The following is a 17,198-nucleotide window of genomic DNA, read 5'->3' on the forward strand; positions in this document are numbered from 1 at the left end:
GACCGCCGTCGCTGGCTTCAGTTCTTGTCGACCGTCGCAGCGAACTTGTAGTTCACGCCGACGCGGACGGTGTCGGTCCTGACCTGGGCATCGGAATCGAACGATGTTGCCATGCCGCCGGCCACGTTCGGCGTGGCGCGGAATGAGCCGAGATCGGCGTGAAGATACTCGATCCGTCCGGTCCAGTTGCCGGACAGCCGGCTTTCCAGTCCGGCGCCGACGGCCCAGCCGAAGCGGAATGTATCCACATTGAAGGGCGTCGTCGTCGCGGCACCGGTCGTGGTGAAACCCGACACCGATCCCGATGAACTCACGGTCCCGAACGGCACGCCGGCCGTGACATAGGCGAGGGTGGACGGCGTGACCGCGACGCCGACGCGGCCCCGCAGCGAGGCCATCCAGTCGAGCCGATAGGTCATGCTGGCCGTCGTCGCGGCATCGAGCGGAAGCAGCGCCGCATTGCAGGCCGCCGTCGGGCACGTCGTCGACGACTGGCCGTGCTGGTTGGCGTAGACGAAGTCGCCTTCGATGCCGGCAACCATCCGCCCCATCGTCCAGTTGTAACCGGCCTGGACGCCGAGGCCCGCATGATCGAGCCCGGCGCTCGGACGTTCGCCGTAGAGCGGGTTCTGGCTCGCATTGTCGATGAAGCCCGCATGGGTCCTTGCGGCACCCCATGCGTAGCCGGCATTGCCGCCGGCGTAGAAGCCGCTCCAGTCCCACGAGGCGGTCGCGGGCGCCTTGCGGAAGATCGACGGCGTGTCCTGTGCCCGCACGGCGCCAATTCTCGTATTCGCCGGCGCGTCGGCGCCGTATTTGACATTGAGGAACAGCTTGACGGTCCGGCCCGGTTGCAGGATCTCGTCCTTGTGGAACTGCACCGAGTTGCGGATGTCCGCATTGAGAAGATTGTCGCCGATCAGGCCGGTTGCCAATTCCACCGCGCCCCAGGGCGAATCCTTCCAGCGCTGCCGGTGCTCGATCTGGAGCTTGAGCAGATTGTAGCCGTCGGTCGTCGTGTCGAACTGCGCAAAGTCGTTCTGCCTGAAGGCGTGCAGCAGGTTCAGCCGTGCATACCAGGCGTCGCTGCGCCAGCTGACACCGCCACCGAGCCGCATCGGCGGGATGCGCGGCACGTTGCTGCCGTCGGTGAAGGTGGCCCGCACCATGTCGAACTGGCCTTCCAGTCCGAAGATGCCGCCGGCGAGCGGCGACACGTCCCATTGCCACGACAATTCGCCGCCGCGGAAGATCGCATCGCGCTGGGAGTAGGCGACCTGGATGTAGTCGCCGGTGCCGCCGGCCGCGCAGGTCGCAAACGTCGCCCCGCAGAAATTACCGGTCGCCTGGCCGACGATGAACTTGTCGTAGCGGGTGTAGTAGAGGTTGGCGTCGAACCTGACATCGCCGCGTGTCCGCTTCAGGCCGATCTCCGCGGTGTTGGCGGTCTCGAGGGTCAGGTCGGGATTGCCGATCTTGAAGGTCTTCTCCGAATCGTCGGGGCCGCTCGCGAACAGTTCGAGCGCGCGTGGCGCGCGCTGGATGCGCTGCATCGTCACGCTTGCCTGGAGATACGACGGCAGATCCTTGATCACGCCGAAGCTGAGGCTGGTCGGCAGGAACTCGGAGCGCGACGCCGAGCTTGTCGGCTGGCCCGGCGGCGGCAGGTAGGTCGACGGAAAGCCGAACGAGGTGCCGGCGACGTCGACGGATTCGACGCGGGCGGCGAACTGGGTTCGCAGCGTGTCGGTGTGCTTCATGTCCTCGAAGAGATATCCGGCGGCGGTCGTGGTCTGCGCCGGCAGCAGGATGGCCTGGCCGAGCGTATCGAGGCGCTGGTAGGCGGCTTGCACGCCGACGATGCTGGTCAACGCGCCGAGCGGCGTCGCGACGGGCTGGCTCTCGACTTCGATCTTGCCTTCGGTCGCGCGGTTCTTGAACGTCGCGCCGATGGTTTGGAAAGTCCCGAAAGCGGTCTTGTTGACGTCGATCTCGTCGTGCCGGTAGTCGGAGTAGCCGAGCCAGTAGCGGACGGCGGCGAGCGCCGTGGCGTCGGGACGATACTCGCCCTTGCTCATGATCTTGGTCTGTTCGAGATCGTTGTGCTGCTGGCTGTCGGCCGATGCGATGCCGGGGACGTGGTAGTCGCTGGTGAAGCGGGAGATCGACAATCCGGCATAGCCGCCGTCGAACAGATAGGAGCCGCCGATCGCGGCGCCCGCGCTCTGCATCGCGGAGTTCGGCTGTCGTCCGTTGAAGGCCGGCGCCGGGACGGGCGGAACGAGATAGGGATAGCTCGGGACGCGATAGTCCTGGGCGCCGCGGCCATAGACGTCGGCGTGCACGGCCGCGTTGCCGGCGCCGGCGTCGAGCAACAGGCCGCTTTCCCAGCCGCTGTCGACCGAGGTGACGGCCGACCGCAGCTCCGCGGCCACGCCGCCGACCGGCGCAGCAACGGGAATCCGGTTGTTGGTGACGTCGACGACGCCGCCGACCGCCTGCGAGCCGAAGCGCAGCGCGCCCGGCCCGCGAAACACTTCGGTTTTCTGAAGGGCCAGAGGATCGAGCGGCACGCCATGATCCTGCGCGATGTCGGAGACGTCGACGCTGCCGATGCCGTTTTCCTGGATCCTGACCTTGGCGTCGGACAGCCCGCGCAGAACAGGACGCGACGACTGGGTCGACAGGCCGGCCGAGGTCGCGCCGGGGGCGGTGAAGAACAGATTTCCGAAGCTCGGGCTCGTGCTCGCCTGAATCTGGTCGCCGGTCAGCGCCGATGGCGCGAAGGGCGGGGCAGCGGATGCGGCCGCGGGCGGCGTTGCAGGCGCGGGGGCCGGGCGCGATGGGGCTGGCCGGCCCGCCGGCTCGTTGCTGCCAGTGCGGCGCGTCGCGCGGGGCTGCCGGCCCTCGACCGTCACCTGGGGAATGTCGATTTCCGCCGGACCGCCGGCCTGTGCCGGCGATGATGGTGCGGGCGGTTGCGCGTTCGATGCGTCCGGCGCCACGGGCGGGGACTGGGTCGCGGGCGGGGTTGACGGCGTGTCGGTGGCGGGAGGGGAGGCGGTCTGGGCTGCCGCGATCCCGTGCAGGCAGATCAAGGCGACCGACGTCGTGCCCAACAGGGGCCGACGAGCAACGCAAACACGCATTCCCAACCTCCAACGCGCCTTCAACACGCTTAGTAAAGACACCAAGATGTAGCTAAAGCTACAATTGCGAGGCATCGGCTACGATGTCAAGGTGGGGCTGTTGCAATTGCGAAGCTGTTGCAGGAAGGCGACAGGATCAATCGCCGCCTTGCAATGTCCTGCCGGGGAGCCCATGGTCCGCCGACCATGAACGCGGATTCTCCCAGGAGCCGGAAGGCTTCACCTGCTCGCAAGGCCGCGCTGCATGCCCTCCCGACGGAGCAGGCGCAGGCGCGGCGCTTTGGCAAGGCCCGTACCGCGCGGTCGACGGCGATCCTCGAGGACTATGTCGAGCTGATCGCCGATCTGATCGAGTCGACGGGTGAGGCGCGCGCCACCGACATCGCGCGACGGCTCGGGGTGTCGCATCCCACCGCGATCAACACGATCGCGCGGCTGAAGCGCGAGGATCTCGCCACGGCGCGCCCCTATCGCGGCATTTTCCTGACCGAGAAGGGCGAGGCGCTCGCCAGGCGCGTGCGTGCGCGCCATCGTCTGGTTCTCGAAGTGCTGCTCGCGCTCGGCGTGCCGAGGGAGGCCGCCGAAGCGGATGCCGAAGGCATCGAGCACCACGTCTCGGAGGCGACCCTCAAGGCCTTTTCCGATTTCCTCAAGGGATCGCGGGTCAAGAAAGCCAGTTGAGAGCGGCTTCGTTGCGCTTTTGGTCCAGGACTTGTCTCGACAGGGCTTGTCGCGACAGGAGCAGGTCGGCCATCGCACCGACGGACCCGGCCGATTCTCAAATCAGGGACGCTGCCTCGCGCTGGACGGCATGCCTGTCACCTGGAGCGGCTCACCGGGCGCACGATCCAGCGGCGGGTGCGGCCGCGCAAGCCCGGTCGTGCCAGGTGGTGCGTCGATACTGGCTGTGCGCGTGTTGACGCGATCCATCGTGACCGTAGACGCGACCACAATGGCGACCGCCAGGGCGATAGCGCTCAAAACCAGGGTTGTCCGATTCTGGTCTTCCATAGCGAGACCTCCGCGAAACGGCTCCGTAGCGGGGATAACGCGGCGCTGACGATTTGGTTCTTGCGGTGGCTGCCGACGGTCGGAGCTTCCGTTTTTAAGCCAGCCGTGCCCGATAGCAGGCATCGAAACGGTGGCCGTCGCGACATTCAGGGTATCCGAGGGGCGATCGCCTCGACGTCACCGCAGGCCCGTGCCCTTGCAGCGCTGGCACTTCACCACCTTGTCGCCCTTCTTGAGCAGGCCCTTGCCTTCACAGTTTTTGCATTTCTGCTTCTTCTTGATGTTCGGACCTTTTTCACTCGTCATGAAGTTCTCCTGCCGCCAGAGGGCGCTCTTGTGCGGGTGCTCAGCAGAGCAGCCGAGCGGTGCCGGTAAGCCCTACACCGATGCCGGCTTCGGCACCACCAGCACCGGAATGCGTCCGTCCACCAGCACCTCGGATGTCTGGCTGCCCAGGAACAGCTTCCTGAGGCCGCGACGCCCGTGGGACGCCATGACGATCAGGTCGCATCCCCTCGACCTCGCCGTCTCGATGATCGCCGTCGCCGGGTGCGCATTCGGAACATGCAGGAATTCCGCAGCCGTGCCGATCTGCTCCGACATCGCGCGCGCCTCGTCGAGAACCTTGCCCGCACGGGCCTTGCTGGCCGCGTCGAAACTGTCGATCTCGTCCTGCGTCGGAATCCATCCCGAGGCGTGTCCGCTGCCATAATCGATCTGCAGCGCTTCCGTCACGGTGATGATCGTGAGCCTGGCGTTCAGGGCCTTCGCCAGCGCAATGCCATGCTCGACGCCTTTTCGCGCGACGTCGGAGCCGTCCGTGCTCAAGAGGATGTTGGCGTACATGCGTGGCTCCTTTGCTCGGAGAACAAAGTGATGCAGAGGGAGTATGAGGTGAAACGGGAGGAGTGTCTATGCGCTCTATTGGCATTCCGATGTAGTCACAGCGCTCGGCTGTATTTGATCCAGAGTCTCCGAATCCATGCGGCCGGCCCATTGAGCCTATTGCCACCGTTAGGCCTGCTCCATGCGAGCGCCCATTATTGATTCTCCGTGACTACACCCTCGAATTTGAGTGGCGGTACCTTGAGTAAGTTGGAAAGAATTCTATAGCGTTCTTTGATGCTCGATGCATCGTTCGTACCTTGCTGATTTAGCCGATCAAACTCGAGAAGTTCGAATGATGCGGATGGGTAGTTGTTAGCTGCCTCCTCCCGATTCTCAGCCAATTTTAGCCTGAAATTGAGAAGCTTCCTTCTGGTAATGTGACTTAGTTGGCCGGCCTCCAGGGCGCCTTTGAAAAGCAAATAGTAGACTACCATAATGCCTTGCGCCTGCAGCAATTCATCTTTGTTCGTAAACTCCTCACTCATAGCATCGAGGGTCGATGCCACCGTCGCCTTCAACTCCAGCGCCTTCTTTTTTTCCTTCGTGTGATAACGGTGGGCCAGCGCATCCAAGTAGACCTTCTTGGTGTCGACTAGGTTCGAGTGGTCTCTAATGCTTTCTTCAATGAGAAGAAAACGGGCAGCGACTTCTTTGTGCTGATAGCGGCCATTTCCAAATCGTACTTTCTCAGTAAAAAATTTATGCTTTGATAAATCGGTAATGATTGAGACCATGCGGCCACCGAACGCATTTCGTTTTTCTGCTGCGTTGAGCGGCACGGCTTCGTTAAGCCGGGAAAACATGTCTTCAATCAGATCTAGGTCTTCGTCTTGAATTGCGACGGTGACGACCGGCAAGACAAACGAGTCGAATTTAACCCTGATCTTTGGATGTTGCTTCGCTATATCAGCGTAGCTGAGTTTAGCTAAATCTAACGACTTGTCCCGTTGATACTCGAAGTCTGGCGACAACGTAAATTTGCCATCCATAAATCCCCAAATCGCCTCCAACCTTTGTCGACCATCAATCACGGCGAAGCGCTTGCCGGTTTTCTTCGCTGTAGAGGTGGTCAACGAATGAAAATAAATCTTGGGGATGTCGTAGTCATTCAAGATAGAGTCGATAAGCAGACGACGTTTCTCAAGAGTCCAAATGCCGCCCATGCGCTGATAGTCCGGGGACATGTCTATATCGTCGCGCTCCGAGTAAAGGAACATAATGGTACTGTTCTTCATCGAGGCTGTTTCGACGTAACTCATGCCATCATCTCCCGAAGAATAAATCCGACGCTGGTAAGTTCGGGGAAGAGGCTGAATTGGTTGAGCCCCAGCAACTTTAGTTCTCTCCGGATTGTCTCGCGCGCATTGCTGGGGATTACGTACTTGGTCACATGCGACTTGTCGCCCACGGCTTCAATTGCAACCTTCTTGGTGTGATGAATAGTGAAAGTGCCCATCTGCGCTTGGATTCGAGGGTTATTTCGGGTCGCGATCGTTGCGACCGGCAGGAGGCCGACGTTTGGTACATTGAGTTTTTCTGTCGCGTAGGGGCCGAGTTCTGGGGCTTCGAACGACGGAATGTAGTTAGCTTCGAGCGGATTAGAGATGCTGGCATTTTCGTTGAGAGCGGTCGGCTTGAGACACCAAACCGCAGCATCGGTATTTTTGTGCTTCTCAAGGTTATCGACGGAAAAAAATAGAGCGACGAGAGGGCTCTCGGTCCAGTCGAGCAGCCGAGTTGGCACACCATAGTGTTGCATCAAGAACGTCCAATCAAAGGCGGTGCTTGGTGTTCGGTCGGTTAGCATGGCCGCACTTTGTTTAAAGCGCGCCAGCGCAGACGCTTCCGTGAGCCCTGGCTTGGACCTCATAATTCCTGGCAGTAGCGGCCACTTGGCGTTGGCATGGCCACGAAACCATCTCGTGCTGCCGTCCTGATCGGCTCTCAAGGCGTCAATGAAGTTGGCGATATTTCTTACCTTGCGAATTGTCAAAATCGCGCCTTTCCGAAGCCGCCGCGTTTAGTTGATCTGCAATGTTTATCAACTAATGAGGGTGTTATTACAAGCGCTCGCGATTTAGTAAAGGTGCTCGGGAGATAACGGCACCCATATATGATAGTGAATTCAATTCATAAGCCCTCGAGTTCGCGAACCTGGTTGGGCCAGTCGAGCGCTAGTCACCGTTATCGAGGCGGCGAATGCAGTCACGTTCGTCGCGGGAGAACGGTACCGCGAGAGAGCGGCTCACACGCCTGCTCTAGCCTGCGAAACATCGATCACGTGGCGGTCCGTCCCGACCGTTATGATGATCGTGTAAGACTTCGGTCCGCCATCGCCTTGGTCGGTTGGTGGCGCAACATGCAATTGACCTCCGTACCATTCGCCCGGCATCAGAGTGTTGTCTTTGATCACCGATTGCTCAAGCACGGCCATATTGCGCTGACCGGTCTCCACTGTTGCTGAAATCATGGCATCGTTCTGCGCTGCGGCATTACCTTGCGCGATAGCCGCTGCCGTCGGGCTATAGAAGGTCCCTGTGCGACCGTGCGGTGTCGTATAAGTGCCGTACCCAGCGCGGGAAGCACTATATGCGTTCGCGCCCGCTGCTACACCGGTCAACAAAGCCGCGGCGACCTGGCGATTCTTCTCCTCCTGAACCAACATTTCATAAGTGACGATCTTCATCTCAAAGTCGGAACCAGCGACGTGCTGTGTTGCCTCAACCTGAGCAACCCGGAAATCCATGGGCTGACGGACTAGATTATTGATGCCGACAACGAATACTGGCCGGCCATTCATCTGGAGCTGTCGCGAGGCGGGGCGTACGAGTACGAGTGAGCCTTTCTGACGAGAGACGAGAGCAGGTTGCCCGTCTCGCATGAGTGCCTGCTGTTGTGGATTGGACGCCTTAAAGGAAACCGTCTCGCCGGCGGTCATACATCCGGTCAGTGCGACACAAATTGCCGCTATCGCTAAAATGCGCATGCTGAAATTCCTCCCCCAAGGAAAAAGATCATGCAAGCGCAACCGATGCGCGAGGGCAAGAGGAGTTTGCGCCCGAAGGTATCGAGGCACTCAGTCAAAAAGTCTAAGGCGATAGACGGTTGTCACTATTCGTTGCGAGTGACGTGTTCAGAAGGTTTGCGCAGCTCCTACTTCACGCTCGCAAAAACATCCGCCGCATAAACGGCCTTGCCACCCACGACCGTCAGCAGCGACGCCGTCGCGCCAATCTGCTCGACGGGCACCGACATGAAATCCCGGTCGAGAATCGCGAAGTCGGCGAGCTTGCCGGTCTCCAGCGTGCCGCGCCGGGTCTCGTCGAAGCAGAACCAGGCGCTTCCCACGGTGTAGAGGCGCAAGGCCTCTTCGCGGCTGGGTGTCTGGTCCGGGCCGCGCGTCGACAGGCCGCCGACGGTCTTGCCGTCGAGCATCCATTGCAGCGCGACGAACGGATTGTAGGATGCGACCCGATGCGCATCCGTGCCGGCGCCGACATGGACGCCGGTGCGCAACGCCGTGACGATCGGTGGCATGCTGCGCGCGGCATCGCCCGCCTGCGCGACGATGCGGTCGCCTCCGAGATACATGGCGTCCTGCATGGTCCAGCCGATGCCAAGGGCCTTCATCCGCGCCAGCGTCTCGGGCGAGGTGTTGTCGAGATGGGCGATGGACCAGCGCAGCGGCGCGATCGGAATCTCCTTGTTGACCTCTTCATAGAGGTCGAGGAGGTGATGGACGGATTTGTCTTCCTGCCAATGGATGGTGACCGTCAGCCCTTGTTTGGCCGCCCAGCGAATGATCTCGAGGAACTTGTTCTTGGCGGCCGCATCGGGTGCGTTGTTGTTGTACATGGCGCCGGTGATCCGCTCGCCGATGCCGTTGAAGCGCAGCATGTCGTCGCCGAATCCCATCGGCAGGAACGGCGTGAGAGTCTTGTACTCCTCGAACTCCGCGCCGACATTCTGGGCGAACAGGCTGTAGGCGACCCGCACCGACAGTGATTTCTCACGCCAGAGCTTTTGCAGGGCGGCGTAATGGCTGGGATAGATGCTGAAGCCGCCGGGATCGACGAGCCCGGTAATGCCGAGGCGATTGAGCTCCGTGAAGAACTGCCGGGTCCCGGCGACATTGTCCTCGAAAGTCGGCCGCGGCAGGCGATCGAACAGCGCGGAGATGCTGACGATGGAGCCGTTGAACCAGCCCGTGGTCTCGCCCGATGCGGCGCGCTCGGAGGTGATGCCGGCCGGTAGCTGATCCGCTGAGATCCCGAGCGCTTGCTGGGCTTTCGGCGTCATCAGCAGCGCCGAATAGAACAGCTGGATGTAGGCCGGATTATCAGGAACGGCCGACATCACTTCGGCCAGCGTTGGCCGCCGCTTCTCCGCGAACTGCAATTCGCTCCAGCCTCCGGCCACGATGATCCAGGATGCCGGGCGCGCTTTTGCTGCCTGCTGCAAGCGTTCCATGGCCTCGGGAATCGTCTTTGCGCCGATCCAGTTGACCTCGGTTGCGTAGGTGAGGCCGGCGCGCACGGCGTGAATATGGGAATCGATCAATCCCGGGATGACGGTGCGTCCGCCGGCGTCGACGCGGCGCGTCGCAGGCCCGATCAGGCCTTCCACGGCGTCGTTGCCGCCGACGGCGACGATCTTGCCGTCGCGGGCGGCGAGGGCCTGCGCGATGGTCGATGCGGGGTCCAGCGTCACGATCTTTGCGTTCGTGACAACGAGGTCGGCCTTTTGGGCGTGAGCCAGAGTGGCCCAGCACGAGATCACCAAAATCGCCAGAAGCTTGCGCATGTTCAGTCCTGAAATGAGAGAGGCAGGAGCGGGAGAGGCAGGATAACTGATTTTTGCAGTCCGTCTTCGCTTCCGCTGCGCTCTAGCTACGCCGGACACCACGCTTCGCCCTGCGTTCTCCGCGTGGCTGCGCCACGCGTAGCCCGCAGGGCGAAGCGTGGTGGGCCCGGCAGGACTTGAACCTGCAACCAGACCGTTATGAGCGGCCGGCTCTAACCATTGAGCTACAGGCCCCGCCGCGAGACGGCCGCTGGAGTGCGCGGCCGGCAACGGTGCGCGGTTCGTTTACAGGGATGGGGGCGGGGGTGCAATGCTGGCGCGGGCGGCGCGGAACGCCGGCGCGGCCACGCGAGCGGTTTTTGAATATCCGAAATTTGCGATTGTGCCCTTATAAACCTGTTTTGCCCGACGGGTCAACTCGGCTCTGCCGAGGCTTGTCGCATCATCTCCGTAACCCCTTGAAATCACTGGCCCCGTCTACTGTGCATGGGGTTGTTTTCTTAATTTTGGTGTGCGGGGGATCGCTGGATCCCCCGCATGTCGTGCCCGCAGGCGGACGACGCCGTCAGTCAACGGTCCTAGTCCACCGAAACCCCGGCGAACTCCACCACCTTCTTCCACTTCGCGGTCTCGTCCGCGACCAGCTTGCCGAACTCGGCCGGTGTCATCGGCTTCGGGATGCCGCCGTTCTCGGTCAGCCGCGCGATCACCTTCGGGTCCTTCAGCGCTTCGCCGACGGCCTTGTTGAGGGTCTCGATGATCTCGGGTGGCGTGCCCTTCGGCGCGGAGATGCCGTAGAAGCCGACCGATTCGAAGCCCGGCACGGTCTCGGCGATCGCGGGCACCTCGGGCACGGTCGGCCAGCGCTGCGGCGAGGTCACGCCGAGCGCGCGGACATTGCCGCCGCGCGACTGCTCGAGCGCGGAGGGAAGGTTGTCGAAGATCAGCTGCACCTTGTTGGAGATGATGTCGGGGAAGGCGATCGCAGATCCACGATAGGGCACGTGGATCATGTCGCACTTGGTCATCGCCTTGAACAGCTCCGCCGACATGTGCACCGAGGTGCCGTTGCCGGACGAGGCATAGGAGATCTTGCCGGGGTTGGCCTTGCAATAGTCGATGAACTCCTGGACCGTCTTCGGCGGAAATGCGTTGGCGACCACCAGCATGTTGGTGAGCTGCATGATGCTCGCCACCGGCACGGTGTCGCGCAAAAAGTCGAACGGCAGCTTCTTGTAGAGCGAGGTCGAGATCGCGTTGTTGGGCGCGACGAACAGCAGCGTGTAGCCGTCGGCCGGCGCGTTGATCGCGGCCGCGGCCGCGATGTTGCCGCCGGAGCCGGCCTTGTTCTCGACGATGAATTGCTGGCCAAGCCGATCAGACAGCGCCTGCGCCATGATCCGCGCCACGATGTCGACCGGGCCGCCGGCGGCGAAGCCGATCATCCAGTGCACGGGGCGGTCGGGATAGGCGGCGGAGGCGGGAGGGGAGGCGCCGAAAAGTGCTGAAATGATCGTGAGCCCAAAAAAACCGTTACGCAAAATTCGCAACATGACGTCTCCCATTGTTCTATTGTCGTTGGGCTGCACACTTCCACAAAAACGGGCCGCTGCCTACATCGCCGCAAGTCGGTGTTGACGCAGGCCTGCCGGGACTCATCATGAGATTCGCAATCACCATTCTTGTTGGCGCGGCGTTGCTCTCGAGCCCCGCCGCTGCTCAAACCGGAGGCAACGCCATTCCGACCACGACACTCAGTCTGGGTACCGCGACGCCCGGCGGCGGCTTCCCGCTCTATGGCAACGCGTTTGCGGAAGCGATGAACGCGGCCGATCCGCACATCACCATCGCCCCCCGCAACACCAAGGGCAGCAACGAGAACATTCCGCTGCTGGAAAAAGGCGAGCTCGATCTCGCTTTGGTCGCGGGCGAGCCGGCCTACGAGGCGTTCGCGGGCATCGGCCGCGCACCGGTGCGGCTGAAGATTCTCACGGCGATCTATTCCAATCCCGGCATGTTCGTGGTGCGCGCCGACAGTCCCTACAAGACCATCCGCGATCTGGTCGGACAGCCCGTTGCGTTCGGCGCCAAGGGCTCGGGCCTGCCGATCCTGGCGCGCTATGTGCTGGATGGGCTTGGCCTGAAGCAGGACGAAGACTTCAAGGCGATCTATCTCGACCGCGCCGGCGATGGTCCCGCGATGGTCGAGGACGGCCGCGCCGCAGCGCTCTGGGGCGCCGGCATCGGCTGGCCCGGCTTTGCCGCGGTGGCTTCGAGCCCGTCAGGCGCACGCTTCATCGCGCCGAGCGCGGAGGAGATCATCCGCATCCGCGCCAAGCATGCGTTCCTCAAGCCGCTGCTGGTGCCGGCCGGCTCCTATCCGAAGCAGGCCGCGCCGATCGCCTCGCTCGGCTCCTGGAGTTTTGTGCTGACGCGCGAGGATCTGCCCGACGATGTCGCTTATCGCCTCGCTAAGACCTTGCATGCGGTCGAGGCGACCTTCTGCAAGCAGCTGGCCCAGGCCTGCGAGACGACAGCGTCGAACACGGTTGCGGCGGCACCGAAGCCGGAACTGATCCATCCGGGCGTGATGAAATACTTTCGCGAGATCGGCGTGGTGAAGTGACGGTCGCCTGAAGCGGCCATCATTCCGGGGCGGTGCGTAGCACCGAACCCGGAATCTCGAGATCCCGGGTTCACGCTTCGCGTGCCCCGGGATGACGATCGCTTTAAACGATCGTCACTTCTTCACCATCGAACACGCCGGGTCCGGCGGGCCGAACGCCTTGTCGCCCGAGATGGTCGCGAGGATCTTGTAATAGTCCCACGGATATTTGCTCTCCTCCGGCGTCTTCACCTGCACCAGCCAGAGGTCGTGCACCATCAGATTGTCGTCGCGCAGTTTGCCGTTGCGGGCGAAGAAATCCTCGACCGGTTTTTCGCGCATCTTCGCGGCGACCTTGAGTGGATCGTCGGTGCCGGCGTCCTTGATGGCGTTGAGATAGTGGATCACGCTGGAGTAGACGCCGGCCTGCCACATCGACGGCATCTTGTTCATCTTGGCGAAATAGCGCTTCGACCATTCGCGCGTCTTGTCGTCCATGTCCCAGTAGAACGAGGTCGTCAGCAACAGGCCTTGCGCGGCCTGCAGGCCGAGGCCGTGGATGTCGGTGATCAGCGCGAGCAGCGCCGCCATCTGCTGGCCGCCCTTGAATACGCCGAACTCCGAGCCGGTCTTGATCTCGTTCATGTTGTTCGGCGGGCCCGCCGCGATGCCGATGATCTTGGCCTTGGAGGCCTGCGCCTGCAGCACGAAGGAGGAGAGATCAGGCGTTGCCAGCGGCGGCTTCACCGATCCCAGCACCTTGCCGCCATTGGCGGTGATGACGCTGGAGGCGTCGCGTTCCAGCGAGTGGCCGAAGGCGTAATCGTCGGTGATGAAGAACCAGCTGTCGCCGCCGCGCTTGACCACGGCGTCCGCGGTGCCGACCGCGAGCGCGCGGGTGTCGAACACCCATTGCATGGCGTAAGGCGAGCAGAACTTGCCGTGGAAATCCGCGGTGCCGGTGGAGTGGGTGATGAACAGCCGCTTCTTCTCGTTGGCCATGTTCTGCACCGCGAGTCCGACCGCGGAGACCGGCACGTCGACGATCAGATCGACCTGGTCGACGTCGTACCAGCGCCGCGCGATCGCGCCGCCGATGTCGGCCTTGAGCTGATGGTCGCCGACCACGATGCTGATCGGCTTGCCAAGCACGGTGCCGCCGAAATCGTCGATCGCCATCTGCGCCGCGGTCACCGAGCCCTGGCCGGTCGGCGCGGAAGCGGGACCGTTCATGTCGGTGAGCACGCCGATCTTGACGATGTCGTCGGACACCTGTGCTGATGCTGCGCCCGGCAGCAGTACTGCCGCGAGCGCAGCCGCGACCGGCAGTCCAAATCGAATTGGATTCACGCTAGTCCTCCCCTGATCCGGCGCGTTGGCCGAAGTTGCTTTTGCCGGGTGCAGCCCGGCTGAATTGGTTTCTTTTGCAACTATTTTGGGGTGGGCGTCAATCTCAGGCCGCGAAGCGGATTTGTCCGGCCGGCGAGGGATCGTAGCCGGTCAGCTCCTCGGCGCGCTGCCGCAGCCGTCTTTCGCTGAGGAACCGGATCAGGGCCTGCATCGGCGGCCTGAAATAGCTGCGCTGCCGCATCGCAAGGTCGAAATTCTCCCAGACCAGCGGCACGAAATCGAGCCCGGCCGAACGCGCGGCCGCGCGCGTCGCGACGCCGCAATCGGCTTGCCCTGCGCGGACCACTTCGGCGAGATCGGGCCCGGTGAGCGCCGGCGTCTCGATCCGCCGCAGATCGCGCATCGAGGCGCCCGCGCGCGTCAGCAGCACGTCGAGCAGCATCTGCGCGCCCGTGCCCTGTTGCCGCATCGCCATCTTGGCACCGAGCGAGAGCACGTCGGACAGGCCGCGCAGCCGCTTCGGATTGCCCGGCGGCAGCACGAGACCCTGCTCGCGGCGCACGAATGCGACAAGCACCGCATCATGCAGGTCGGGAGCGTCACGCAGCACCGTCGCGCTGGCGTCAGCGGCAAGATTGCCCTCGGTATCGAGGCTGTGGAAGTGCATCGCCACCGCCATCACTTCGTCGCGCTGCAAGCGCTCGAGGCCGCGCGCGCTGCCTTCGCTCATCGATCCCAGGCCCGAGCCGGATTCACGCAGGCTCCAGTCGAGCAGTTCGTCCTGGCTGCCGCCGACGACGGGTGGCGGCTCAGCCGTCAGCATGCCGGCCGGACGCGCCATTCCCGACAGCACCCAGAGATCGAGCTCATGGCGCGGGAAGAGCCATTTGCCGGTCACTTTGGTGCAGGGGATCGCTCCGTTGGTGACGAGTTCGTAGAGTTTACGTTCGCCAAGCCGGAGATAGTCAGCGGCTTCGCTTGTCGTCAGGAATTCCATCCTGCATTCCTATGCAAATTCTTGCTTCTTTTTGAACGTTCGTCGCAGGTGGAATTCTGCAGTTCAATTTTGGTCCGTGCGAACCATGCCTGATCATCTCGTTGCTTTGCAACACATGCTGACCGGCGATTTCGTATTGGGTTTACAATCTGCACCGCGCAAATGGTGCGGGCCTTGCGATCGCAATCGACATGCGCACCAATGCGTTGCCGAACTTTCCCGATCGTCGTGCGATTACGCAATGCGCGGGGCGTTCGGCAGGAGCCGCCGTTGGTGGTGGTTCCGCTTCCACTCTATCTCTTGTTGTCTTCGGCGGGTGCCGACAGGCAACGCGCGTCATCAGTGCGGCGCAATCGGTCATCATGATCGTGTCCTGTCCAATGGAACCCGCTTATGGCCGTCCGCCGTCTCTCCGCTCTCTTCGCGCTTCTCTGCGGCCTCGCCGCGGGCGTTGCAACCTCGTCCGCGGAGGACCGCGCGATCGTCCTGGCGACGACGACGTCGACGCAGGAGTCCGGCCTGCTCGATCATCTCCTGCCGGTCTTCCGCGCCAAAACCGGCATCGACGTCAAGGTGATCGCGCGGCGCGCCGACGAGGTGCTCGATGGCGCGCGCAAAGGCGAAGCCGACGTCGTGCTGATACATGCGCGCCCGCAGGAGGAAAAGTTCGTTGCCGACGGTTTTGCCGTGAAGCGCTACGACGTGATGTACAACGACTATGTGCTGATCGGGCCGAAGGGCGACCCTGCCGGCGTCAAGGGCAAGGACATCGCGACTGCGCTGAAGGCGATCGAGGCCAAGGGTGCGGCATTCGTGACGCGCGGCGACCGCTCCGGTACCCATGCGGCGGAGCTTGCGCTCTGGATCGTCGCCGGCATCGACATCGCCGCGGCCAAGGGCGCCTGGTATCGCGAGGCCAGGCAGGGCATGACGGCCGCCCTCGATGCCGCACGCGCGGCGAACGCCTATGTGCTGTCCGACCGTGGCAGCTGGATCGCCTTCAGGGAGCGCGGTGATCTCGACATCGTCGTCGAAGGCGACAAGCGGCTGCTCAACCAGTACGGCGTGATGCTGGTGAACCCCGAAAAATTTCCGGGCGTGAAGAAGGAACTGGGGCAGGCCTTCGTCGACTGGCTGGTCTCGTCCGAGGGACAGGCGGCGATTGCCGGCTACAAGGTCGACGGACAGCAATTGTACTTTCCCAATGCGGAAAAGCCCGGCGGCTGAACTCGACATGGCGGGCGGTTGCCAAACCGGACGAGGCGTGGTCCATCATGGCGCATGACCCAGCGCCTGCCGCCATCGCTGACGCCGCTCGACGCTGCGCTCGCTGCGTTGCTGCGGGACGTTGGTCCGGTCGCGCCGGTGGAATTGCAACTGGCGGAGGCAGCGGGATGTATCGGGGCGGGTACTTCCCTGGTCGCGTATCCGTCCAGTGACATTGCGGTCGCTGATGGCTGGGCGTTGCGCGCCAACGATCTCGTCGGCGCGTCCGCCTATTCGCCGCTGCCGCTCACAGAGGCTCCTGCCTGGGTCGAAGCTGGCGATGCGATGCCTGCGGGGTGCGATTCCGTGCTCGATGCCGACGCGGTCGATGCATCGGGCCCGCTGGTGCAGGTGCTCGCAGAGGGCGTGCCCGGACAGGGTGTCAGGCGGGCCGGAAGCGACATCGCCGGGCGCGCGCCTGTGATGGCAGAAGGGCATCCGGTCACTCCGGCCGCTCTGTTGCTCGCGCGTGTTGCCGGACTGAACCGGCTGAGGGTGCGGCGACCGCGACTGCTTGTCGTGAATGTACCGGGCGCCACGGCGACGATGCATATGATTGCCGAGATCGCGCGCGCCGCCGGGCTGGAGGTGCAACTGCGCGAAGCCGCCGCCCGGGATGCAGCATCGGTCGCAGAAGCGCTCGATGTGTCCGCCTGCGATCTCCTGCTGACTATCGGCGGTAGCGGTGTCGGCCGACACGATGCAGCCGCGACCGCGCTGGCGCGGCACGGTGATGTGCTCGCCCATGGTCTTGCGCTCCAGCCCGGACGCACCGTCGCGGTTGGGCGCCTTGGAAAGGTTCCCGTCGTCGCCTTGCCGGGTTCGCCGGATCAAGCGCTCGCGGCCTGGTTCGCGCTCGTGCGTCCGCTCGTCGATCGCCTGTCGGCGCGACAGCTGCGCCGGCAGGTGACCTTGCCGCTCGCGCGCAAAATCGCGTCCGGTGTCGGCATCGCCGAGATCGCTCTGCTGGTCGAGGAACATAAAGCATGGATGCCGCTTGCCGTGGGCGAATGGCCGCTCCAGGCGATTGCCCGTGCGGACGCATGGCTGCTCATTCCCGCCGGCGACGAGGGTTTTGCGGCGGGCGATCCGGCCGATGCTTATCTGATGCAGGAATGATAGGAATTCC

The 17,198-nt window shown here is 63.1% G+C and carries 14 protein-coding genes and 1 tRNA gene; 4 read left to right on the top strand and 11 right to left on the bottom strand.

The features are described 5' to 3' along the window. Nucleotides 1-17 precede the first annotated feature (17 nt). Nucleotides 18-3,149: a TonB-dependent receptor domain-containing protein gene (locus AB7532_RS07085; protein WP_441234089.1), complete on the bottom strand. Its 3,132-nt coding sequence runs from the start codon at nt 3,147-3,149 to the stop codon at nt 18-20. Between the two features lie 186 nt (nt 3,150-3,335). Here AB7532_RS07085 and mntR point away from each other — a divergent pair, with 186 nt between their 5' ends. Then, nucleotides 3,336-3,830 carry a manganese-binding transcriptional regulator MntR gene (gene mntR, locus AB7532_RS07090; protein WP_441234090.1) on the top strand — a complete coding sequence of 165 codons (495 nt, stop codon included), beginning with the start codon at nt 3,336-3,338 and terminating at the stop codon, nt 3,828-3,830. A gap of 507 nt (nt 3,831-4,337) precedes the next feature. Here the strand turns inward: mntR and AB7532_RS07095 are convergent. The 8 genes from AB7532_RS07095 to AB7532_RS07130 all read right to left on the bottom strand — a co-directional run bounded on the left by AB7532_RS07095 (nt 4,338) and on the right by AB7532_RS07130 (nt 11,404). After that, nucleotides 4,338-4,466 carry a hypothetical protein gene (locus tag AB7532_RS07095; protein WP_256466938.1) on the bottom strand — a complete coding sequence of 43 codons (129 nt, stop codon included), beginning with the start codon at nt 4,464-4,466 and terminating at the stop codon, nt 4,338-4,340. 72 nt (nt 4,467-4,538) lie between these two features. After that, nucleotides 4,539-5,006 (bottom strand): universal stress protein, encoded by a 468-nt coding sequence (locus AB7532_RS07100; protein ID WP_441234091.1) that lies wholly within the window; start codon nt 5,004-5,006, stop codon nt 4,539-4,541. 194 nt (nt 5,007-5,200) lie between these two features. Then, nucleotides 5,201-6,307 (bottom strand): DUF262 domain-containing protein, encoded by a 1,107-nt coding sequence (locus AB7532_RS07105; protein ID WP_441234092.1) that lies wholly within the window; start codon nt 6,305-6,307, stop codon nt 5,201-5,203. Continuing rightward, nucleotides 6,304-7,041: an FRG domain-containing protein gene (locus AB7532_RS07110; protein WP_441234093.1), complete on the bottom strand. Its 738-nt coding sequence runs from the start codon at nt 7,039-7,041 to the stop codon at nt 6,304-6,306. Before AB7532_RS07110 ends, AB7532_RS07105 begins: the two co-directional genes overlap by 4 nt. A gap of 252 nt (nt 7,042-7,293) precedes the next feature. After that, complete coding sequence (locus tag AB7532_RS07115; protein ID WP_441234094.1) at nt 7,294-8,034, bottom strand: hypothetical protein; 741 nt, start codon at nt 8,032-8,034, stop codon at nt 7,294-7,296. A gap of 167 nt (nt 8,035-8,201) precedes the next feature. Next, nucleotides 8,202-9,851 carry an amidohydrolase gene (locus tag AB7532_RS07120; protein ID WP_441234095.1) on the bottom strand — a complete coding sequence of 550 codons (1,650 nt, stop codon included), beginning with the start codon at nt 9,849-9,851 and terminating at the stop codon, nt 8,202-8,204. A 158-nt stretch (nt 9,852-10,009) separates the two neighbouring features. Next, nucleotides 10,010-10,085, bottom strand: a tRNA-Ile gene (locus tag AB7532_RS07125). A gap of 344 nt (nt 10,086-10,429) precedes the next feature. Next, entirely contained in the window at nt 10,430-11,404 is a 975-nt protein-coding gene (locus AB7532_RS07130; RefSeq protein WP_441234096.1) for a Bug family tripartite tricarboxylate transporter substrate binding protein, read from the bottom strand. A 107-nt stretch (nt 11,405-11,511) separates the two neighbouring features. Between AB7532_RS07130 and AB7532_RS07135 the strand changes: the two genes are divergently transcribed. Then, nucleotides 11,512-12,477: a TAXI family TRAP transporter solute-binding subunit gene (locus tag AB7532_RS07135; RefSeq protein WP_441234097.1), complete on the top strand. Its 966-nt coding sequence runs from the start codon at nt 11,512-11,514 to the stop codon at nt 12,475-12,477. Between the two features lie 114 nt (nt 12,478-12,591). On the opposite strand, the gene AB7532_RS07140 is transcribed toward AB7532_RS07135, so the two are convergent. Both AB7532_RS07140 and AB7532_RS07145 read right to left on the bottom strand, forming a co-directional pair. Beyond that, on the bottom strand, nt 12,592-13,806 hold the full coding sequence (locus AB7532_RS07140) for an ABC transporter substrate-binding protein (RefSeq protein ID WP_441234098.1): 1,215 nt from the start codon (nt 13,804-13,806) through the stop codon (nt 12,592-12,594). Between the two features lie 103 nt (nt 13,807-13,909). Beyond that, nucleotides 13,910-14,803 (bottom strand): substrate-binding domain-containing protein, encoded by an 894-nt coding sequence (locus AB7532_RS07145; protein ID WP_441234099.1) that lies wholly within the window; start codon nt 14,801-14,803, stop codon nt 13,910-13,912. Between the two features lie 393 nt (nt 14,804-15,196). On the opposite strand from AB7532_RS07145, the gene AB7532_RS07150 reads away from it, so the two are divergent. Together AB7532_RS07150 and AB7532_RS07155 are read left to right on the top strand one after the other, a co-directional pair. Beyond that, on the top strand, nt 15,197-16,030 hold the full coding sequence (locus tag AB7532_RS07150) for a substrate-binding domain-containing protein (RefSeq protein ID WP_441234100.1): 834 nt from the start codon (nt 15,197-15,199) through the stop codon (nt 16,028-16,030). 54 nt (nt 16,031-16,084) lie between these two features. Then, nucleotides 16,085-17,188, top strand: coding sequence for a molybdopterin-binding protein (locus AB7532_RS07155; RefSeq protein WP_441234101.1), 1,104 nt, complete (start codon nt 16,085-16,087; stop codon nt 17,186-17,188). Nucleotides 17,189-17,198 lie beyond the last annotated feature (10 nt).

It is taken from the genome of Bradyrhizobium sp. 930_D9_N1_4 (assembly GCF_052076015.1).
Taxonomy (GTDB): Bacteria; Pseudomonadota; Alphaproteobacteria; order Rhizobiales; family Xanthobacteraceae; genus Bradyrhizobium.